At 60.6% G+C, this 21511-nt stretch carries 19 protein-coding genes; 14 read left to right on the top strand and 5 right to left on the bottom strand.

Annotated features, from left to right (window positions below; all coding sequences use genetic code 11):
* Nucleotides 1–175: 175 nt before the first annotated feature.
* From IJL83_04715 to IJL83_04665, 11 genes are read left to right on the top strand one after another with little or no spacing between them, the layout of a single operon-like run.
* Entirely contained in the window at nucleotides 176–1252 is a 1077-nt protein-coding gene (locus IJL83_04715; protein MBQ6552899.1) for a D-alanine--D-alanine ligase, read from the top strand.
* A 9-nt stretch (nucleotides 1253–1261) separates the two neighbouring features.
* Nucleotides 1262–2029, top strand: a complete 768-nt coding sequence (murI, locus tag IJL83_04710; protein ID MBQ6552898.1) for a glutamate racemase — start codon at nucleotides 1262–1264, stop codon at nucleotides 2027–2029.
* Nucleotides 2030–2049: 20 nt separating this feature from the next.
* On the top strand, nucleotides 2050–2496 hold the full coding sequence (locus IJL83_04705; protein ID MBQ6552897.1) for a DUF1934 domain-containing protein: 447 nt from the start codon (nucleotides 2050–2052) through the stop codon (nucleotides 2494–2496).
* Nucleotides 2474–4174: an arginine--tRNA ligase gene (locus IJL83_04700; protein MBQ6552896.1), complete on the top strand. Its 1701-nt coding sequence runs from the start codon at nucleotides 2474–2476 to the stop codon at nucleotides 4172–4174. The genes IJL83_04705 and IJL83_04700 overlap by 23 nt, the downstream gene beginning before the upstream one ends.
* A gap of 7 nt (nucleotides 4175–4181) precedes the next feature.
* Nucleotides 4182–5381 (top strand): homocysteine S-methyltransferase family protein, encoded by a 1200-nt coding sequence (locus tag IJL83_04695; GenBank protein MBQ6552895.1) that lies wholly within the window; start codon nucleotides 4182–4184, stop codon nucleotides 5379–5381.
* 38 nt (nucleotides 5382–5419) lie between these two features.
* The gene (guaB, locus tag IJL83_04690) at nucleotides 5420–6895 is read left to right on the top strand and encodes an IMP dehydrogenase (protein ID MBQ6552894.1); all 1476 of its coding nucleotides are present in this window, start codon (nucleotides 5420–5422) and stop codon (nucleotides 6893–6895) included.
* A gap of 28 nt (nucleotides 6896–6923) precedes the next feature.
* On the top strand, nucleotides 6924–7985 hold the full coding sequence (recA, locus tag IJL83_04685) for a recombinase RecA (GenBank protein MBQ6552893.1): 1062 nt from the start codon (nucleotides 6924–6926) through the stop codon (nucleotides 7983–7985).
* A gap of 8 nt (nucleotides 7986–7993) precedes the next feature.
* Nucleotides 7994–8596, top strand: a complete 603-nt coding sequence (locus IJL83_04680; GenBank protein ID MBQ6552892.1) for a RecX family transcriptional regulator — start codon at nucleotides 7994–7996, stop codon at nucleotides 8594–8596.
* 36 nt (nucleotides 8597–8632) lie between these two features.
* Nucleotides 8633–9214, top strand: a complete 582-nt coding sequence (pgsA, locus tag IJL83_04675) for a CDP-diacylglycerol--glycerol-3-phosphate 3-phosphatidyltransferase (protein ID MBQ6552891.1) — start codon at nucleotides 8633–8635, stop codon at nucleotides 9212–9214.
* 57 nt (nucleotides 9215–9271) lie between these two features.
* Complete coding sequence (locus IJL83_04670; GenBank protein MBQ6552890.1) at nucleotides 9272–10372, top strand: Gfo/Idh/MocA family oxidoreductase; 1101 nt, start codon at nucleotides 9272–9274, stop codon at nucleotides 10370–10372.
* Nucleotides 10373–10386: 14 nt separating this feature from the next.
* Complete coding sequence (locus tag IJL83_04665) at nucleotides 10387–11175, top strand: sugar phosphate isomerase/epimerase (protein MBQ6552889.1); 789 nt, start codon at nucleotides 10387–10389, stop codon at nucleotides 11173–11175.
* A gap of 89 nt (nucleotides 11176–11264) precedes the next feature.
* Here the strand turns inward: IJL83_04665 and IJL83_04660 are convergent, their stop codons facing one another.
* A complete protein-coding gene (locus IJL83_04660) occupies nucleotides 11265–12704 on the bottom strand; it encodes an SGNH/GDSL hydrolase family protein (GenBank protein ID MBQ6552888.1) in 1440 nt (479 codons plus the stop codon).
* A 303-nt stretch (nucleotides 12705–13007) separates the two neighbouring features.
* On the opposite strand from IJL83_04660, the gene IJL83_04655 reads away from it, so the two are divergent.
* From IJL83_04655 to IJL83_04645, 3 genes are all read left to right on the top strand, one after another.
* A complete protein-coding gene (locus IJL83_04655) occupies nucleotides 13008–15473 on the top strand; it encodes a hypothetical protein (protein MBQ6552887.1) in 2466 nt (821 codons plus the stop codon).
* A gap of 30 nt (nucleotides 15474–15503) precedes the next feature.
* Nucleotides 15504–17954: a hypothetical protein gene (locus IJL83_04650; GenBank protein MBQ6552886.1), complete on the top strand. Its 2451-nt coding sequence runs from the start codon at nucleotides 15504–15506 to the stop codon at nucleotides 17952–17954.
* A gap of 124 nt (nucleotides 17955–18078) precedes the next feature.
* Entirely contained in the window at nucleotides 18079–18321 is a 243-nt protein-coding gene (locus tag IJL83_04645) for a DUF1653 domain-containing protein (GenBank protein MBQ6552885.1), read from the top strand.
* A gap of 4 nt (nucleotides 18322–18325) precedes the next feature.
* Here the strand turns inward: IJL83_04645 and IJL83_04640 are convergent, their stop codons facing one another.
* From IJL83_04640 to glpK, 4 genes are all read right to left on the bottom strand, one after another.
* Nucleotides 18326–18475 carry a hypothetical protein gene (locus tag IJL83_04640; GenBank protein MBQ6552884.1) on the bottom strand — a complete coding sequence of 50 codons (150 nt, stop codon included), beginning with the start codon at nucleotides 18473–18475 and terminating at the stop codon, nucleotides 18326–18328.
* Between the two features lie 148 nt (nucleotides 18476–18623).
* Complete coding sequence (locus IJL83_04635; protein ID MBQ6552883.1) at nucleotides 18624–18998, bottom strand: hypothetical protein; 375 nt, start codon at nucleotides 18996–18998, stop codon at nucleotides 18624–18626.
* Between the two features lie 39 nt (nucleotides 18999–19037).
* A complete protein-coding gene (locus IJL83_04630) occupies nucleotides 19038–19958 on the bottom strand; it encodes an alpha/beta fold hydrolase (protein ID MBQ6552882.1) in 921 nt (306 codons plus the stop codon).
* A gap of 12 nt (nucleotides 19959–19970) precedes the next feature.
* Nucleotides 19971–21455 (bottom strand): glycerol kinase GlpK, encoded by a 1485-nt coding sequence (glpK, locus tag IJL83_04625; GenBank protein ID MBQ6552881.1) that lies wholly within the window; start codon nucleotides 21453–21455, stop codon nucleotides 19971–19973.
* Between the last annotated feature and the right edge of the window lie 56 nt (nucleotides 21456–21511).

Below are 21511 nucleotides of genomic sequence, written 5' to 3'. Positions count from 1 at the left end.
TTTTGCGCGCAAAAAACGACGGAGGGAGGGAAAAGCCGCCGCGCGCTCCGCGGCGGCTCTTTGCCGCGCTCACGAAAAAACTTCTCAAAAAATCAAAAATATCCTTCAATATGGGTTGCATATTTATAGTAGAGATGATAAAATAATACCGTATATATTCCAGAAGGTGAAATGGATGAAAAATGTACTCGTTCTCTTCGGCGGAAGGTCGACTGAATACCACATCTCGCTGCTTTCGGCGGCGTTCGTGCTGGACGGCTTCCCGCGCGACAGATACAACCCCGTGCCCGTCGGCATCGCGCACGAGGGCGACTGGCTGCTCTACCGCGGGAGCACCGATAAGCTCCGCGACCAGAGCTGGATAAACGACGAAGGGAACCTGCCCGTCAATCTCTCCATGTCAAGCGCGCGCCCCGGCCTTATCACCGCGGACGGCGAATACATACGCATCGACGCTGCGTTCCCGATCCTGCACGGCTCGGGCGGCGAAGACGGCTCCGCCGCCGGACTGCTCGACCTCGCGGGGATCCCCTGCGTCGGCTGCGGCGTAGGCGCGTCCGCCGTCTGCATGGATAAGTATTACGCCAACTGCGTTATGGACCGCGTCGGCATCCCTCACGCGAAGTGGGATTCCTTCACGCTCTCCGAGTGGCGCGCCGATACCGGCATAACGAAGCGCCTCATCGGCAAGCTCGGCATGCCGGTCTTCGTCAAGCCGTCCAACGGCGGCTCCTCCGTCGGCGTCATCTGCGCGAAGGACGAGACCGCGCTCGCCGCTGCGATCGAAACGGGCTTCACCTATAACGAACGCGTCGTCTGCGAAGAGGCGATAGACGGCATGGAGATCGAGGTCGGCGTGCTGGGCGATCCGCCCCGCGCCTCCGTCTGCGGCCAGGTGCCGAACACCGGCGACCTTTACGGCTACGCATCCAAGTATTTCGACGGCACCGAGGTCATCGTGCCCGCGCTCATCCCGAAGGAGAAGGCGGACGAGGTCCGCGCACTGGCCGTTCGCGCCTTCAACGCGCTCGGCTGCAAGGGCATGACGCGCGTCGACTTCTTCATCAGGCGCGGCGGTCAGGTCATAGTCAACGAGCTGAACACCATCCCCGGCTTTACGAGCGCGAGCATGTATCCGCGTATGTGGGCGGCGGCGGGCGTTCCGCTTGCGGAGCAGATAACCGAGATAATCGAAGAGGGCCTTCGCCGCGAGAGGCCGAAATACGACTTCCCCGACCCGATGGGCGAATAGGAGAGACTGATGGACGACAGAGCTATCGGCGTATTTGACTCCGGCATAGGCGGCCTGACGGTCGCCGCGGAGATAAAGAAGCTCCTCCCGAACGAAAAGATAATATACTTCGGCGATACCGCGCGCGTGCCCTACGGAACACGCGGCGACGGGATAATCAGGGAATACGCGCGGCAGGACTGCCGCTTCCTGATGAAGCGTTCCGTCAAGGCCGTCGTCGCCGCCTGCGGCACCGTCAGCTCGGTCGCGCTCGACGCTGTCGCCGCCGAAGCGGACGTGCCCGTCTACGGCGTAACCGAGCCGGCGGCGAAGTACGCCGCGGAGAAGTATCCGCGCGGACGCGTCGGTGTCATCGGCACCCCCGCCACCGTCGAAAGCGGCAGCTTCGCGAAGCTGATAAAGCGCTTCGCGCCGGAGTGCGAGGTCGTTTCGGCGGCCTGCCCGCTCTTCGTGCCGCTGGTCGAGAGCGGAATGCTCGGGGGTCCCGCCGTGGAGCTTATCGCGAAGGAATATATCCTTCCGCTCGGCAGTCCGGACGCGCTCATCCTCGGCTGCACCCATTTCCCGCTGCTCGCTCCCGTCATCTCGCGTCTGCTGCCGGATACGGAGCTTATCAGCACCGGCGAATGCCTCGCGCGGCGTCTCGCTTCCGAGCTTGAGACCGGCGTCGGCGGCGCGGACGAGTATTACGTCAGCGACATCGGCAGAGGAACACGCGAGCTTGCCTGCCGCATAATGGGCGGCGAGGTCGAGCTCATCACCGCTTCGGCGGAATAACCTACCCTTAAGGAACACCTATGAAAAACGATTACATACTCACCCTTACCGGCGCCCAGAACTGGGACGGCGACACGGATACGACGGAAATGCGTACCGACTGCTCGCTCTCGGCGGAGGACGGCGGCTACGTCATAAGATACGAGGAGATCGCGCCCTTCGGCGACAAGGTCACCACGGAGTTTTCCGTCCGCGGAGACGTCGTCACGATGCAGCGCGGCGCGGACGAGGCGGGCAAGATGGTCTTCGAGAAGGGCCTGCGCCACACATGCTGGTACTCCACGCCGGTCGGCCCGTTCATGGTCGGCATCTGCACGCAGTCCGTCGAGTCGGAGCTTTCCGGCGAAGGCGGCTTCATCGACCTCGGCTACACGATAGACATAAACTCCGCTCTGCGCGCGCAGAACAGGATAAGCATAAAGCTCAGAAAGGCAGCAAGAGATAATGAACGCAATTTCAAAAGCTGAAGCGCAGGCGGTATCGCTTATAAACTCCGCGGCGGCGCTGGCGTTCCCGGAAGCGCCGGAGCTGCCGGCGTTCTCCGTCGAGAAGCCCGCCAACGCCGCGTTCGGCGACCTCTCGGTCAACGCCGCGATGGTGTGGGCGAGGGCGCTGCACGCGTCTCCCCGCGACATAGCCGCGAAGCTGATAGATAAGTCCGATTTATCGGACACGTTTTTTGATACCATAACGGTCGCCGGAGCCGGCTTCATAAACTTCACCTACTCGCCCGCGTTCTTCCGCGCGGTGCTCGCCGAGGCGCTCACGCAGGGCGCCGGCTACGGCAGGAGCGAGCGTATGAAGGGGCTGAAGATCATGGTGGAGTTCGTCTCCGCCAACCCGACCGGCCCGATGCACATCGGCAACGCCAGAGGCGGAGCCGCCGGCGACGTGCTCGCGGAGCTGCTTTCGCGCTGCGGCGCGGAGGTGACGCGCGAGTTTTACGTCAACGATTCGGGCAACCAGATCGAGCGCTTCGGGCTCTCGCTTGAGGCGCGCTACCTTCAGCATTTCGGGCAGGACGTTCCGGTGCCGGAGGACGGCTACCACGGCGACGACATCACCGCGCGCGCCGGGGAGTATATCGCGCTTCACGGCGACGACGTGCTGACCGCCGAGCCGCAGCTGCGCCGCGACGCGCTCGTCGCATACGCGCTCGAGAAGAACATCGACCTGATTCGCGAAACGCTCCACGGCTACCGCATCGACTACGACGTCTGGTTCCGCGAAAGCTCGCTCTACCGCGACAAAATAACCGACAAGGTCATCTCGATACTGACAGAAAATGGCCTGACTTACGAGAAGGACGGCGCTCTCTGGTACGCCGCCTCCCGCCATTCGCCCGAGGAGTGCCCGGAGGACAAGCGTCTGAAGGACGAGGTGCTCATCCGCACGAACGGCAACTGCACCTACTTCGCCGCCGACGCGGCCTACCACTACAACAAGTTCGCCCTGCGCGGCTTCGATAAGGTCATCAACGTCTGGGGCGCAGACCACCACGGCCACATCGCGCGTCTGAAATACATCCTCGACGACCTCGGCCTGAACGGCAGCGAAAACCTCGAAGTCGTGCTCATCCAGCTCGTCCGGCTGATGCAGGACGGCAAGCCGGTGAAAATGTCCAAGCGCACCGGCAAGGCGATATCGCTTTCCGACCTGCTCGAAGAGACCTCCGTCGACGCGGCGCGCTTCTTCTTCAATATGAAGACGCCGGCGACGGGCATGGATTTCGACCTCGACCTCGCGATCGAGCAGTCGGCGCAGAACCCGATATTCTACGTGCAGTACGCGCACGCGCGCATATGCAGTCTGCTCGCCACCCTCGCGGGCGACGGCTACGTCCTCGCGGAAGGCGAAGTCCCCGCGGCGGACGGACTGACCAGCCCGGAGGAAAAGGCGCTGCTGATGCTGCTCGCGGAGTTCCCGACCGTTATCTTCGACGGCGCGGAGAGCCGCGATCCGTCCGGCGTCACCCACTACGCGACGCAGCTCGCGTCCGCGTTCCACAGCTTCTACAACGCCCACCGCATCCGCAGCGGCGAGAAGGAGCTGATACTCCCGCGCCTCGCGCTCGTCACGGCGGTGCGGCAGGTGCTTGCCAACGCGCTCGACATCCTCAAGGTCGACGCGCCGGAGAAAATGTGAGGACGATATGAAACAAACCCCTATGATACTTGACGGCGGCAGCGGCGCCTGTCTGATACAGGCGGGAATGCCCGCCGGCGTCTGCCCCGAAAAGTGGGCGCTCGACAACCCCGCCGCGCTGACGCAGCTCCAGCAGAACTACGTCGCCGCCGGCAGCGACGCCGTCTACAGCTTCACCTTCGGCGGCAACGCCGTGAAGCTCGCCGCGCACGGACTTGAAGGCGAGTGCGAGCGGCTCAACGAGGAGCTCGTGAAGCTCTCGAAGAACGCCGTCGGCTCCGCCGCGCTCGTCGGAGGCGATATCGGCCCGACCGGACTGCTGCCCAAGCCCTTCGGCGACGCGGATTTCGACACGCTCTACTCCGTCTTCGCGCAGCAGGCGAAGGCGCTCGAACGCGGCGGCGCGGACTTCATCGCCGTTGAGACGATGATGTCGCTGACCGAAGTCAAGGCCGCGGTGCTCGCCGCGAAGGCGTCCACCGACCTGCCCGTCTACGCCTCGATAACCTGCGGCTCCAACGGCCGCACGCTGACCGGCTGCACGCCTTCGGCGGCGCTCGTGACGCTGCAGGCGAACGGCGCGGACGCGTTCGGGCTCAACTGCTCGCTCCCGCCGGAGCAGATGTACGCGCTTTTCCCCGAGCTGATAAAGCTCGCGAAGATACCGCTGACCGCCAAGCCGAACGGGGAGTACCCCGACTCCGACGGCGTCAGACACAGCGTCGCGCCGGAGGCGTTCGCCGCCGATATGAAGCGGCTCGCCGAGCTGGGCGTCGCCGCGATGGGCGGATGCTGCGGCTCGACTCCGGAGCACATTTCCGCGCTCTCCGCCGCCGTCTGCGACGTCGAGATAGAGACGGCGAAGGGCGAGGGCGAATACCTCGCACTCGAGCGTCAGATATATCCGCTGCCGTCCGCTGAGGAGCTCGCCGCCTGCGGAGTTTACTCCGCGATGTCGCTGCTCGACGCGGTGGACGCGGGCGAGAAGATCATCCGCGTCAGGATCGACTCGCCTTCGGACGCGGAAACGCTCTCCGATATGCTGCTTTACGCGAACGCGCCGGTCTCGGTCGTTGCTTCGGACGTCGAATCCGCGCTCCGCGCCGCGGGCGTATGCCCCGCGAGATTCCTGCTCGATCCGTCGGGCACGGTCTCTTCGCAGGAGGCCGCGCAGCTCACGCGCCGCCTCTTCGCTTCGATAGCGTAAAATAATATTTGAATATACAAAAGAAGGGAATGGTAGGAATGATCAACGCGGATTTCTCGCAGAAGTTCGGCAAAGAAGCGCTCACGTTTGACGACGTTCTGCTTATACCCGCCAAGTCCGAGGTGGTGCCGAAGGAGGTCAGCGTTTCTACGCGTCTGACCAACGCCATCCGCCTGAACACGCCGCTTATCAGCGCGGCGATGGACACCGTCACCGAGGCGCGTATGGCGATAGCCATGGCGCGTGAGGGCGGCATAGGCATAATTCATAAGAATATGACGATCGAGGAGCAGGCGGACGAGGTCGACAAGGTGAAGCGCAGTGAAAACGGCGTCATCGTCAACCCGTTCTACCTCTCTCCCGACCATTACGTTTACGACGCGGACGAGCTTATGGCGAAGTTCCGCATCTCCGGCGTGCCTATCGTCAAGGCGGGCAAGCTCGTCGGCATAATCACCAACCGCGACCTTAAGTTCCTGAAGAACTACAATATGCGCATCGAGGAGGTCATGACGAAGGATAACCTCATCACCGCGCCCGTCGGCACGACTCTCGAGCAGGCGCAGGAGATCCTCTGCGCGCACAAGGTCGAGAAGCTGCCCCTCGTCGACGAGGAGGGACGCCTCAAGGGCCTTATCACGATAAAGGACATCGAGAAAGCGGTGCAGTACCCGAACTCCGCGAGGGATTCGCAGGGCAGACTGCTCTGCGGCGCGGCGATAGGCGTCACCGCGGACGTGCTCGACCGCGCCCGCGCGCTGATAGAAGCGGGCGTCGACGTGCTTGTGCTCGACTCTGCGCACGGGCATTCCAAGGGCATTCTCGAATGCGTCGGCAAGGTCAAGGAAGCGTTCCCCGACTGCCAGCTCATCGCCGGCAACGTCGCCACCGCCGAAGGCACCGAGGACCTCATCAAAGCGGGCGCCGACTGCGTCAAGATCGGCATCGGCCCCGGCTCGATATGCACCACCCGCGTCGTCGCGGGCATCGGCGTTCCGCAGATCACCGCGATCTACGATTCCGCCTGCGCCGCCGCGAAATACGATATCCCCGTCATCGCCGACGGCGGTATCAAGTACTCCGGCGACGTCGTCAAGGCGCTCGCTGCGGGCGCGTCCGTCGTAATGATCGGCTCGCTGCTCGCGGGCTGCGACGAGAGCCCCGGCGAGAGCGAAGTCTTCCAGGGCAGACGCTTCAAGGTCTACCGCGGCATGGGCAGTATGGCGGCGATGTCGAAGGGCAGCTCCGACCGCTACTTCCAGCAGGGCTCCACGAAGCTCGTGCCGGAGGGCGTCGAGGGCCGCGTCCCCTACAAGGGACCCGCCGCGGACACCGTCTTCCAGCTCATCGGCGGCGTGAAGGCCGGCATGGGCTACTGCGGCTGCAGGGACATCCCCGCGCTGCACAGCGACAGCCGCTTCGTCCGCATCACCGGAGCGGGCCTCAAGGAGAGCCATCCCCACGATATTTATCTGACCAAGGAAGCGCCTAACTATTCGGTCAATCCGCAATAAGTGATATTAAGAAGGAGGAAGAATATAAATGGATAAGAATCAGGCGTTGAAATACACTCTCGAGCAGATCGAGAAGAAATGCGGCAAGGGAGCCGTCATGAAGCTGGGCGACACGCCCGCGATGAACGTTGAAGCCATCTCCACCGGCTCGCTCGGGCTCGACCTGGCGCTCGGCGTCGGCGGAATGCCCCGCGGCAGAATAATAGAAATATACGGACCGGAATCCTCCGGCAAAACGACTCTGGCGCTGCACGTCATCGCCTCCGCGCAGAAGGCGGGCGGCGAAGCGGCGTTCATCGACGCGGAGCACGCGCTCGATCCTGTTTACGCCAAGGCGCTGGGGGTCGACACCGACAACCTCCTCGTTTCTCAGCCGGACTACGGCGAGCAGGCGCTCGAGATCGCCGAAATGCTCGTCCGCAGCGGCGCGATCGACGTCATCGTCGTCGACTCCGTCGCCGCGCTCGTTCCGCGAGCCGAGATAGAGGGCGATATGGGCGACGCGCATATGGCGGTGCAGGCGCGGCTTATGTCTCAGGCGCTCCGCAAGCTCGCCGGCGTAATTTCCAAGACGAACACGATACTTATTTTCATCAATCAGCTGCGCTCTAAGGTCGGCGTGGTCTACGGCAACCCCGAGGTGACGACCGGCGGCGCCGCGCTGAAATACTACTCCACCGTCCGCATCGATATCCGCCGCGCCGAGCAGATAAAGAACGGGCTTGAGCTCGTCGGCGCGCACACGAAGGTGAAGGTAGTCAAGAACAAGGTCGCCCCGCCGTTCCGCAACGCCGAATTCGACATACTCTACGGCAAGGGCATCTCCAAGGAGAGCGAACTCGTCGATATCGGCGTGCGCGTCGGCGTAGTCGAGAAGAGCGGCACCTGGTTCTCCTATAACGGCGCCCGCATCGGCCAGGGCAAGGACAACGCGAGGATATTCTTCGTCGAGCATCCCGACATGGCCGCCGAGGTCGAAGCGAAGATCCGCGAGAAGATCCTCGAGGGAGCTTCTCCCGTGGCGGAGGAGTCCAAAGCGCCGCTGGCTCCCGTTTCCGGCGGGATCGGAGCCGGCGTTGAAGAAGAGTAATCAATGATATGAGAGTTTCTCTCAAACGCCTCGGCAAAAAGCCGTTTTTCGCCGTGCTGACCGAGGAGGGCGAACCGCTCGGGCTCGTCGACTTCGAGAGCAAGGGGCGGCTGCGGCTTTCAGACGGCTGCGAAGCGGACGGGGCGGAGCTCGAGGCGGAGATCGCGGAGAGCGAGAAGCGCATCGCGCGCTCCCACGCTTATTTCCTGCTTTCGCGGCGGGACTACTCCACCGGCGAGCTGATCAAGAAGCTGACCGAGCTGCCCGTCAGCGAAGAAGCGGCGGAGCACGCCGCGGCGCATCTGACCGAGCTCGGCTACGTTCGCGACGGCGAATACGCCGCGCGCGTCGCCGCGCACTACGCGGCGGCAGGCAACGGACCGCTGAAGGTTTCCGCGGAGCTGCGCCGGCGCGGCTTCGACTCCGCGACGGCGGAGGAGGCACTGGCGGCGCTCGAGGAGAGCTTCGACTATCCCGAAAGCGCCCGCGCCGAAGCGGAAAAGAAATTCGGCCCGCTCGGCGAGCTTTCATGGGAGCAAAAAGGGAAGATAACCGCGTTTCTCGCCCGCAGGGGCTTTACCTACGACCAGATAAGCCGTGCGCTTGGATGACCGTGAGAGGCTGAAAAAATCACAAAAGGTGATACTATGAACCTTCCGAATAAACTGACGGTGTTGAGAGTGATACTGATACCGGTCTTCGTCGCAGTGATCTTCATCACGGCGATACCGTATCGTTTTCTTATTGCGGCGGCGCTCTTCGCGCTCGCGTCGCTGACCGACCTGCTGGACGGCAAAATCGCGCGCAAGCGCGGACTCGTTACCGATTTCGGCAAGCTGCTCGACCCGCTCGCCGACAAGGTCTTCGTGACCGCGGCGCTTTTCTGCATAATATGCATAACGGAACATCCTACTTGGCGGATGCTGCTGACGATAGCGACGATAATAATCGTCGCGCGCGAATTTCTCGTCACGTCGCTGCGCCTGCTCGTCGCGAGCAGGGGAGTCGTCATCCCCGCCGCATATATGGGCAAGGTGAAAACGACGCTTCAGATGATCGCGATAATCTGCATCCTGCTCGAAACGCAGTTCGCCTGCGAATTGAGGGGGCTGATGTGCTTCGAGCACTGGATCGGCTATATCACGCTCGCCGCGGCGGTCGTTGCGACGATAATTTCCGGCTGGCAGTACGTTGCCGCCTACGGTTCATATCTTGACCCTCGGAAGTAGGGTTCAGATAGATAATTGTAATTTTGCTTCCATGGAAGCGGAAGAGGAGCTGACAACATGGCACAGAAAATCAGAACGGCGATAATCGGCACCGGCGGTATCGCCAACGGCAAACACCTCAAGGGCCTCAGAGCAGTAAAGGACGTCGAGGTCGTCGCGATCTGCGACATTATCCCCGAGAGAATGACCGAAACGAAGCAGAGATATCCCGAGCTCGCGGGCGCTGCCGAGTACGTCGACTACAAAGAGCTGCTGAAGGACGAGAGCATCGACTGCGTACACGTCTGCACGCCGAACCGTTCTCACGCGTTCATCACCATCGACGCGCTGAACGCCGGCAAGCACGTCATCTGCGAGAAGCCCATGGCGACCTCCTATGAGGAAGCGGTCGCGATGTGCGAAGCGGCTAAGAAGAACGGCAAGCTGCTGACCATCGGCTATCAGAACAGACAGACCAAGGAGCAGATCTACGCTCACAGGCGCGTCGAAAACGGCGAGCTCGGCGAGATCTACTTCGCCCGCGCCCACGCGCTGCGCCGCAGAGCGATCCCGAACTGGGGCGTTTTCCTCAAGGAAGACGAGCAGGGCGGCGGACCGCTGATCGACATCGGCACCCACGCGCTCGATCTGACGCTGTGGCATATGAATAACTACCGTCCCGTCATGGCGGTCGGCCAGACCTTCAAGAAGATCTGCCGCGACGGCAAGAACACCGGCAACATCTGGGGCGGCTTCGACGCCTCCGAGTTCACGGTCGAAGATTCCGCGTTCGGCTTCGTCAAGATGGAGAACGGCGCGGTCATCAGCATCGACTCCTCCTGGGCGATCAATATGCTCGACACGCGCGAAGCGATCTGCACCCTTTGCGGAACGAAGGGCGGCATCGACTTCACCGACGGCGTCCGCATCAACAAGGTCGTCAACGACGCCATGACGATCGAGAAGCCCGACCTCAGCGAGGGCGGCGTCGCCTACTACGACGGCTTCGCGGGCTTCGGTCCGGACGAGGCGGAGTCCAACACCTTCTACGGCGCTGTACGCGGTGAGAACGAGCTGCTGGTCAAGCCGGAGCAGGCCGCGGTCGTCACCCGCATCCTCGAGGGCATCTATAAGTCCGCGGAGACCGGAAAGCCCGTCTTCTTCACCTACGACGACTAAAGCGAGGTAGAGATATGTATCTTGGCATTATCGGATGGTTTGATGAAAACAGCTTCCGCAACGCTGCGGAAAAGGGCATCTCCGCCCTTGAGTTCGATATCAACGACAACTACAGAGTTCCCGAATTCACCGCCGCCGTTCCGCAGATAAACGAGTGGATAAAGAAGTACGGCGTTTCAGTCGCCGCCGTCGGTCAGTGGGGGACCGAGCGTCTCCTGCCCGACAGGACGCTGAACGAGGCGCAGATCGAGATCGAGAAGGAGCTTATGCGCTCCGCCGCCGCCGTCGGCTGCGGCGTTTACATCACCGGCTGCAACCGCGGACAGACTCTCTGGGACGACGACGCCGACTTCGCCGCCGCGGCGAAGTATATGCGCCGCCTTGTCGAATACGGCAACGAGATCGGCGTAAAGGTCTGCCTCTACAACTGCGACTGGAACAACTTCCTCGACAACGCCGGCGCGTGGAATCGCATAATCCCGATGGTCCCCGGCCTCGGCATCAAGTTCGACCCGTCGCACGCCGTCGTTCACGGCAGGGACTGGCGCGAGGAGATGCGCAAGTGGGCGAAGCATTTCTACCACGTTCACGTTAAGGGAACGCTCTATCTCGGCGATAACTGCTGGGACTTCCCTCCCGCGGGACTCGACGATTTCGACTGGCATTCCTTCATGGGCTATCTTTACGCCGCCGGCTACGACGGCTGCGTTTCGCTGGAGCCGCACTCAGCCGTCTGGCAGGGAGAGCTCGGCGAGAAGGGGATCCAGTACACCGTCGACTATCTCAAGCCCATGCTTCTGTAAGTTGAATAAGCATTGTAAACATAATGAAAACGCCTCCCGCGAGGGAGGCGTTTTTGCATACTTGAGAGGGGTAGAAGGGATTTGGACCCTTACGCCGTCATTATCGCGAGCAGGCAGACGCGCTCGCCGGTGGAGCCCTTGTTCTTCTCCGCGGACATATAGATCTCGACGGTGTGCGTCGCGTATTCGCTGCCGGCGTAGACGGTGGCGTAGCCGGCGCAGTCCTCGCCGCCGTCGATGAAGTCGCATTCGAGCGTCGCGGCGTGCGCGCCGTCGACGTAGACCTCGAGGCGTCCGCCCGTGCGGTTGACGACCTTCCAGTACATCAGCGTGATATACTGCGCGTCCACCTGATAGACCAGCGGAGCGCCGCCGGGCGCAGCGCACTCCCAGCCGGCGCGGTCGAAGATATCGTAGCGCAGGCCGTAGCGGACGAAGCTGCCGAAGCTTACCGGGCGCTTGTAGTTCGTGAAGAGCCAGCCGTTCATATAGCGGCAGGGGGTGAGTCCGACGGCGGGGACGGGGATATCCGCGTCCGTGTTTATTTCGCCGAGCTGCCGGCGGACGTTTTCGAGGAAGTTCGCGACCAGCTCGCCGAAGAAGGCGTGGCCGTTAAGCCCGAGATTGAAGCCGTCGTCGGTCAGCGATGAGAAGAAGAACTTGCCCGCCGCGAGTTCCTGCGCGACCGCGTGGCGCAGACTGATGACCGGACAGCCGTACGCGCGGGCAATTTCGAGCTCGTTCGCGTAGTCGGATTTGCCTGAGGCGTCCATCGTGCAGAGTATTACAACGGCGATGGGTTTTTCGGCAGTCAGCAGACGCCGGACGATGACCTCGAAGGTCTCCTTCGCTTCGGGGTTTTTCATATCCGCGACCGAGTAGTCGATAAAGACGATGTCCGCACCCTCGTTTATGAGGTTTCTGCCGACGTCGTGCGCACCGTAGCGCGAATCACTTTCCGAAACGGCTTTGAAGAGGAAGTTGAAATTATCGCTGCCGTAGGTGTCGGCGAACCAGCGCCGTATCGCGAAGGGATAGGCGTCCTTCATGTATTCGACGCCCGCGCCCGCCATCGCGCCGCTGCCGCAGAAGCCGACCGTAACGGGTGAACGGTCGACCGTCGGGTCGGGCGGCGTCTGCTTCGGCGCGCTGTCTTCGCTCGAGAAGTAGGGAGGCGTCTCTTCTTTAATAAAGGCCGCCTCGCAGCGCTTGAGCACGCGGGCAAGGCGTATGAGGTTGCCGGCGTAGAGCGTTCCGCCCTCAATGCGCTCGGGAGTCAGCTGCGTTGCCGCGCTGAATGAGCGCGCGCGCAGCTCGATATTCGTCAGCGGCGCGTCGCTGATCTTGTTGCCGTCGTTATCATAAAGCGGCTCGTATTTCGTATCCGGCGTTTCCTCCTTCTCGTTGGAACCGAAGTCGAGCCGTTCGGATTCCGGATAGAATATTCCTTCGAGCCAGCTGCAGCCGCAGAGCTGAGTCAGAGACAGGAGCAGCGCCGCAAGAATTATTATTGAAAGGGATCGTTTCACGACGTTCACCTCCTGCGTTGTTTCAGGGACTTTCCATCTGAATTATAACGCCGCGGCGGCGCAAAGTCAAGTCGTTCGGGATTCCAAACGCTCCTTTTTGCCGGTTTGGGATATATTACATATGAAAATAATTTAAAAAACTTTTCAATAATATCACAAATTCGTAATAATATCACAAACCGACAAGAAAATTAGTATATTAGGAAATATAATAATAATACCTATCGTATGTTGTGTAACTATGGGTAGTTATCTCTGCCTCTGAGGCGGAGAAGAGAAAATCCTGATTCCGGAGGTCACATCATGATTAAGAGATCGATTAAAAAATCGGTCGCGGTCGCGGTGCTTGCAGGGCTTATTATGACCATGTTCACGGCGGTCATACCCATGCTCGCTTCAGCCGCGCAGGACTACGGCATCGAGAACGTGCAGATGTATGCGCTCGAGAGCTGGTCCGCCGACGACTTGACGAACGTCGCTGCGACGAACGCGACTCTTTCCTTTGATATAGGAAGGAAGCCCTCCGTCACAAGCGGCACGACGAAATTCGCTCCCACAAAGAGTCTTCTGATCACCGCTAACGAAGACGGAGACGCGGCGTTCTCGAACTTCGACGCGGACGGCAACGCTGTCGTGCCCGAGTTTACCAATCGCTACGACGAGAGCGCAAAATCGTTCTCGATCGCTTCTCCCGGCACCGGCACCTTCGAGGGCCTCTGCCTCTGGGTGAACACGAATATGCTCGGCGCGGACGCGGCGGGCTGCTGGCTTGAGATGACGCTTTCCGACGGCGACAAGAAGGCCGTCATGAAAGACGCTTCCAAGACCGGAGCGCTCGGCTCGGTAGCGGACGGCGGCGACTATATGTACTTCAAGTTCACCGACTTCAACGTTGACGACGGCTTCGATCCGCTCGCCTTCACCCGCATGGATATCACCGTCCACGGCACGAAGGCGGGGATGCAGCTGCTCATCAGCGATTTCCGTTTCTTCAACTTCACCGAGTCCTATCTTGAGGCGATGGCCGCGGTCAACGCCCTCTACGGCGCGGACGAATACGACCCCGACGCCTACGAGGAGTACACCGCCGCTTACGAAGCTTACATCAAGGAAACGCTGAACGGCAAGAAGTCCAGCGTCAACAGCAAGAAGGCCGCCCTCGACGCCGCCATCGCGAAGCTGGGCGAGCCGCAGCTGAAGCTGTTTGACATCAAGGGCTTCCGCGCGTACAAGACCGAGGACATAAACGAGATGTACGAGCAGCTTTACTGCCGCGCCTCGCTCGTCACCAACAACCAGAAGGATTTCGTTTACGACTACGACGACGTCGAAGACGTTTATACCCTCGAATACAATTCCAGCACGAAGCAGTGGGAGCGCGCCGCGGGCCCGAACGCTTCGCTGAAGCTCCTCAAACTCGTCTGCACCGAGGTCGAGGGCTGGATGGAGTTCATGAACTACGACCGTGAAGAGAAGATGGAAGACGGTCAGCCGATCCCGATCAACGACGATTTCTTCGGCAAGGATATGAGTGGCTACACCGGCCTCCGCTTCTACATGAACTTCAGCAACATCCCCGAGAGCCGCGCCAAGTCCGTTGACGTCATCATCGGTACCTACGGCGAAGAACCCAACCAGATCTTCACCGCCCGCATCGACGACGTCAAGGAAAGCGGCTACTATCTCGTACCTTTCTCCTCATTCGATAATCAGGATAAACTCCCCGAATATATGGATAAGCTCGATACCTTCGGTCTGAAGTTCAACGAGATCACCAACGGCGTCGAGGTCGCGATAACCGACGTCAAGGCGTACATCATCGTTGACACGAAGGCCGAGAAGGCGAAGCTTGTCAACCTCATTGAAGAGATCGAAAACGAATATGAAGAGAGCTTCTGGTCCAGACAGTCCTGGGAGAAACTCATCAACGAAAAGAACGCCGCGCTGAAGATCGCCGGCAAGCAGAACGTCACCCAGGCGGAGATCGACGCCGAATACGAGAAGCTCTCCTTCGCGGTCGCCAACCTCAAGAAGCCGCAGTACGCGCTGCTCCGCTTCCCCGGCTTCGCGCCCTGGACCGCCGACCAGCTCAAGCAGATGGTCAGTAACGGCGGCAACTTCTCGATCACGAGAGATCAGGCGTATCTCGCCAAGGACGAGAACGGCAACGACGTCACCGACGCCGGCCTGCTGATCGAATACAAGTCCGGCGCGATCCAGCTTTACAGCTACTCCAACGCGAACTCCGGCGAGAGCGCTGAGTATAAGCGCCTCGAAGCCGTAACAACGCCGTTCGGCGGCAGGAACGCCACCGGCTACGACGGCATCCGCGTTTACCTCTATATGCCGAAGGGCGGCACTCCGACCCGTATGTCCATGACGATCGGCAACTGCAACGCGTTCATGCCGATACTGACCGCGACCTGCACCGTCGACACGTCCGATATGAAGGAGAGCGGCTACGTTTACTTCCCCTTCAACAGCTTCAAGCTTTCCAACAACAACTACTCGCTCGACTACGAGTTCCTGGATTACTTCGCGATCAATATCCAGGGAAGCTATCTCGTTCAGGAAGCGTTCTACTGCCTGTCCGACATAGCGGCGTATAAGATCCTCGACGACGAGGGTAACCCGCTCGACGGCGACCTGCCCGGATCCGAGGAGCTCGTATCGCTGCTGCCGACGATAGCCGTCAGTCTGCTCGCGTTCGCCGCCTGCATGCTGATGATGACCAAAAAGGCCTCCCGCGCTAAGCGCAGCGGTCGCTGAGCGCGTGTCGGGAAAAGGAGGAAATGACCTATGAAAAAGATCCTTACGTTCATACTCGTTATCTCCCTTGTCGGAGCGCTTTTCACCGGGCTCTTCCCGATAGGCGCTTCCGCGGAAGATGACGAACCGTACTACGAGGCGTTCGTCTCCACGAAGCTCAAGGGCTTTGCCGCCTGGGGAGCCATCGCGAAGACGGCGACTCCGCCAGTCGGTATGACGATGGGCAACGGCGGCAGCGTCACCAACAGCGAAGCCGGCGTTCTGACCATCTCGCCGAAGAAGGCGTCGAGCGGCAACGTTTTCACCGCCGTTTCGCAGCTTGCGGACGCGTCGCTCGGTGCCGACGTTACCGAGCTCGCCGGCAACCCCTTCACGCTTGAGGACGGCAGCGCGGACCTCTCCGCCTTCGACGGAATGCGCGTGCAGCTCAACTCCAAGAGCATCACGCAGAACATCACGCTGACCATCGGCGCGCAGGGAACCGACCACGACTTCACCGCGAGCGTCAAGTTCAAGTACGCCGACCGCGAAGCGAACAACAACATCTACGTTTTCTTCGACATCCCCGAGAGCGAGGAGGAGAAGGCGGCGTATAAGTACTTCGTCAACACCGCCGACTCCACCGTCGGCATCACCGACGAACAGCTTACGGAGATAAACTTCATCTCCGTAGACGTCGGCAGAACGACCGTCGGCACCGGCTTCCTTACGATGTCCGACCTCGCCTGCTTCAGCAAAGAAGGCGGCGTCTCCTACTCCAAGGTAATGGCGGACGGCGCCACGAAGCGCTGGGCCGAATACACCTCGAGCTCATGGAAGGCCTTCAAGAAGGTCTACGATCAGGCGAAGGCCGCCACCAGCGCGACCCAGAAAGAAAAGTTCGCCGTTCAGCTCCAGGAAGCGATCGACCAGCTCGTTCCGCTGACCATCTCCAGCAAGAAGCTGCCCGGTATCGAGAACTGGACCGACGAGGATCTCGCCAAAGCGTACGCCAAGAACGGCACGATGACGCTTGTCACCGACGAAGCCGAGATCGCCAAGTTCGGCGCCGAGGGCTCAAAGCAGATCATCAAGGTAGTCGGCAAGAGCGACACCAGCTCGATCATCTTCCAGAACTTCCGCCCCAACACCACCAGCTTCACGAGAATGCCCTCCGACATCTTCGGCGGCATCGCGCATACCGGCTACACCGGCATCCGTTTCTACGTATCCTCTCCCGACTACTCCAAGTTTAAGAGATACGACAGCGCGACCAAGACGACCACCGGCTTCAAGATCACCCTCGGCGGCAACGCCGACATAACGACCGCCTGCGAGCAGAAGATAACCATCGACGGCGCGGGCAAGGGCGATCCCTACGTCATCACCTTCGATGGCCCCGGCTACGTCTACGTCCCGTTCTCCGAGCTCTCCGGCGAGGAGAAGATGCCGAACCCCGGCTACATCTTCCAGTTTGAAGTCGTAATGCCCTCCGCTGGCGCGACCTTCTACATCTCCGACTTCGAGTATTATAAGAAGGAGACCAACGACAACGCGGTCAGTCTTTCGGAGCTCGCCGCTCTGATAGGCGAAGCGCAGAACGTCGACGAATACGAATTCAGCGCCGCCTCCATGAAGGCGCTCGACCGCGCGCTGCTTTCCGCGCAGACGACCTTCAACTCCTCCTCCGCCGAGGTCGAGGACGTCAACGCCGCCTGCGAGAAACTCCGCAAGGCGCTGGACGGACTTGAGAAGGGCGAGATCAAATACGTCAACCTCAACTCCTTCAAGAGTTGGGACAACATCACCGGCAACCCCGGTATCACCCTTGAGAACGCGGTCGCGTCCGTCACCGAAGACAAGGCGTTCATAGACACCGAGGCCGACTTCGGAATTCAGTTCAAGCTGAACCGCGGCAAGACCAACTTCTCCTTCTCGAACTACAACGGCAACGCCGTTTACAACAACCCCTTCGGCAGCGAGTATAAGTACATCTCCGGCATCCGTATGTACGTCGCCGTCGAAAAGGAGGAGTACGCCCGCGGCAAGTATCTGCAGCTTGCGCTCAGCAACGTCAACTACACCTGGGAGAGCGCGGCGACGAACTCCACCAAGCCCTACGACGGCCCCGGCTGGTACTACTGGCAGATCTCCGACATGGAGCTCGCCGAGAAGTACTCCGAGCTGAAGGTCCCCACCGCCTCCTTTGAGGAGCAGCTCGAGAACGAACAGGCGATCATGAGCGGCAGTCATCCGATGATTCCGGCGCCCGACGCCTTTACGCTGTCGGTCAACATCTCCGGCTCCACCTCGATCTACATCTCCGATCTGCAGGCGTATCAGAAGCTCGACGCCGACGGCAACCCCGAGGGAATGAACAAAAATTCCAAGACGGGCGACATCGGCAGAGATATGACTCTGACCTTCGTCTTCGTCGTCACGGCGCTCATCTCCGGATGCGGCCTCGCGCTGACGAATAAGAAGAGCAAAAAGCGCGCGTAACGCTTAAACGAACGAATCCGGCTGAAGCGGGTCTTCAGCCGGATTTTCTTTTCCGCCTTTGAGCGCGCATACGGAAAAAGCCGCCGTATAAACGGCGGCAGTTCCCGGAAAGGAGCAACTGACTATGAAAACCAACAACAGCGAAATCAAAACGCCCGAATTCAAAGCGGGCAGATACAGACACTTCAAGGGCGGGGAATACCGCGCCCTTTTCGTCGCGAAAAACTCCGAAACGCTCGAGGACGAGGTCGTCTATCAGGCGCTTTACGGCGAGGGCGGCTACTGGGTGAGGCCGCTCTCTATGTGGGACGAAACCGTCGAGCGCGGCGGAAAGACCTTCAAGCGATTCACGTATATCGGGGAATAACGCGTCAGAACTCGTCTTCTAATTCCTCAAACTCGTCAAACTCATCAAGTGCGTCGAGTCTGTTGCGCTCCTCTTCCTCTTCGTCGAGCATCATCTCGAAAAGGATACAATCTTCGACGTCGAACCCGCCGCCGTTTCCGAAAAAGAAACCCATAGTATCCTCCTTTTTGCCCTCGGTTTTTCCTTGCGATTATATAATAGCATCATAGTTGTCCGATAAAACGGACTTTTATTCGTTTTTTCGGATTTTTTGCAAAAAACGGACCGTGCCGGCACGGTCCGTTTTCATTAAATGCGAAAAGTTATTGCTGATTCGGATTCTGCTGCCTGTTCTGCGCGGAGTAGTAGACGTTCTGCGCGATGTTGGAGACGCGGTTGAGCATCTCCTCGTTGGACTGTTTCAACTCCGAGACGTTGTCGACCATATCGCCGAAGCCGTAGAGCATGAAGCTTGATACCCACGCGAGCAGGGGGAGCAGCACGAGCAGGATTATACCCGCTACGACCAGCGCCATTCCGCTGACGAAGCTGGATGAGCCGTTGCTGTTGACGGTGATCCCGCTTCCCGCGGCGCCGACCGCGATAAGCGAAAGGCCGGATATAATGCCGCCGATGATGCCGAGCCAGCAGACTACCTTTGCGAGAGTTTTGATTTTTTTGCCGATGTTTCTGAACATTTTGTTTCCTCCTTGTTTTTTATGATTCGGTTAAACGGTTTATTTCCGTGTCGCGAACTCGAGTATATCCGCGGTGGCTTCGCCGCGGCAGGTGTCGTTGAGTATCTCGTGGCGGCAGTTTTCGTAGAGCTTCATCTCGACCTGCGCTCCCTCGGCTTTCAACCGTTCGTAAACGGTCTTGACGCCCTCGCCGTAGTTGCCGACGGGGTCTTCGGAGCCGGACACGAGCAGTATCGGCAGGGACTTGTCGATGTTTTTGAACCACTTTTTGCCGTTGCAGAAGGAGGTCAGGCGCATCAGGTCCTGATACGCGCTGACGGTGAAGCGGAAGGTGCAGAACTTGTCCTGCGAGTAGGTCGCGCGGACGCCCGTGTCCTTCGTCAGCCAGCTGCGCGGGTCGTTTTCGCCTGCGAAGCGGTCGTTATACTTGCCGAACGCGAGCTTTTCCGCGAGGCCGGAATAGGCGTGTCCGCCCTTGAACGTCTTCATCACGCCCATCATCGCGGAGCCGGCCTTCGCTGCGGGATTCGGGCCGCCGGTGCCCATTACGACGAGGCGGTCGGGGATAAAGGTCGTTTCGGCGGCGGTGCGCACGACGAAGGAGCCCATGCTGTGCCCGAGCAGGATATAATGCAGGTCGTCGCCGTATTCCTTCTTCATCGCGTCGGCGAACTCGGCGACGTCCTGCGCGAGCAGCTTCCAGCCGTTCTTCTTCGCAATGTAGCCGAGCTCGGAGTCGTCCTTCGCGGTGTGTCCGTGCCCGAGGTGGTCGTAGCCGAAGCAGACGAAACCCGCCTCCGCGGCGGCGCGCATGAAGGCGTCGTAGCGCCCGATGTGCTCGGTCATTCCGTGCACTACGTGAAAGAGACCTTTGGGCTCGCCTTCGGGCAGATAGACCTTGCCGGCGAGCTCGTGTATACCGTCGCACGACGGGACTTTTTTCTCGATAACGGTTATCATTGCTGCACCCTCCTATTTATCGAAAGCGCGGCAGGCGGCGACGGCGCGTTTCCAGCCGTCGAGCAGCCGCGAGCGTTCGTTTTCGCTCATGGCGGGAGAGTATCGCGTTCCGCCGCCGAGCTTCTCCTTGATTTCCGCGCGGCCGCGCCAGACTCCCGCCGCGAGGCCCGCGAGCAGCGCCGCGCCGAGCGCGGTCGCCTCCGGGGACGGCGGAAGCAGCACTTCCACGTCGGATATATCCGCCTGGAACTGCATCAGGAAGCGGTTCTGCGAGGCGCCTCCGTCGGCCTTCAGACAGGTCAGCGGGAGGCCGGCTTCGCGAAGCACGCGGATTAGGTCGTCGGTCTGGTAGGCGATGGATTCGAGCGCGGCGCGGCATAGTACGGCGCCGTCGGTGCCGCGCGTCATGCCGAATAGAGCGCCGCGAGCGCGCATATCCCAGTACGGTGCGCCGAGCCCGACGAACGCGGGCACAAGGTAGACGCCGCCGTTATCCGGCACGCTGAAGGCGAGTTTTTCGCTGTCCGCGGATTTCTCGATCACGCGCAGCTCGTCGCGGAGCCACTGTATCGCGGCGCCTCCGACGAAGATGCTGCCCTCGATCGCGAACTGCCGCGGCGCGCCCTTCTCGCCCGCGGCGGCGGTGACGATGAGGCCGTTTTTCACGTCCGGCCGCGTCTCGCCGACGTTGGCGAGCAGGAAGCAGCCGGTGCCGTAGGTGTTCTTCGCCTCGCCGGATTCGAAGCAGCCCTGTCCGAAGAGCGCGGACTGCTGATCGCCCGCGATGCCGCAGACGGGCACCTGCGTTCCCATAACGTCGGTATAGCCGTAGACCTCGCCGCTGCTGCGGACTTCCGGCAGTATGCAGGCGGGTATGTCGAGCGCTTGGAGCAGTCCTTCGTCCCAGCGGTCGGCTGAAATATCATAGAGCATCGTGCGGGATGCGTTGGTGCGGTCCGTTGCGTGCACCTTGCCGCCGGTGAGCTTCCAGAGCAGCCAGCAGTCGACGGTGCCGAAGAGCAGCTCGCCGCGCTCCGCGCGTTCACGGGCGCGGGGAACGTTGTCGAGTATCCATTTGAGCTTGGTGCCGCTGAAATAGGCGTCTATGCGCAGTCCGGTCTTCTCCGCGACGTAGTCGCCCAGCCCCTCCGCCTGCAGTTTCTCGCAGACGTCCGCGGTGCGGCGGCACTGCCATACGATCGCGTTGCAGACGGGTTCGCCGGTGCGTTTGTCCCAGACGACCGTGGTTTCACGCTGATTAGTGATGCCGACGGCGGCGATGTCGTCGGGGGAGACTCCGCTTTTCGCGACGCATTCCGTCATCGAGGCATACTGCTTGGCGTATATCTCCACAGCGTCGTGTTCGACCCAGCCGGCGCGGGGGTAAATCTGTGTGAATTCGTGCTGTGCTATCGCGACCGCGCGGCATTCCTCGTCGAAGAGGACAGCGCGTGCGCTTGTCGTGCCTTCGTCGAGCGCGAGAACGTATTTCATCATACGGCACCGCCTTTCATAATACATTTTACCATAGAATGAAGGAAAACGCAAGAAGC

This window comes from Clostridia bacterium (assembly GCA_017438525.1).
Classification (GTDB): domain Bacteria; phylum Bacillota; class Clostridia; order Oscillospirales; family RGIG8002; genus RGIG8002.
This window is presented reverse-complemented; position numbering and strand designations above follow the sequence as displayed.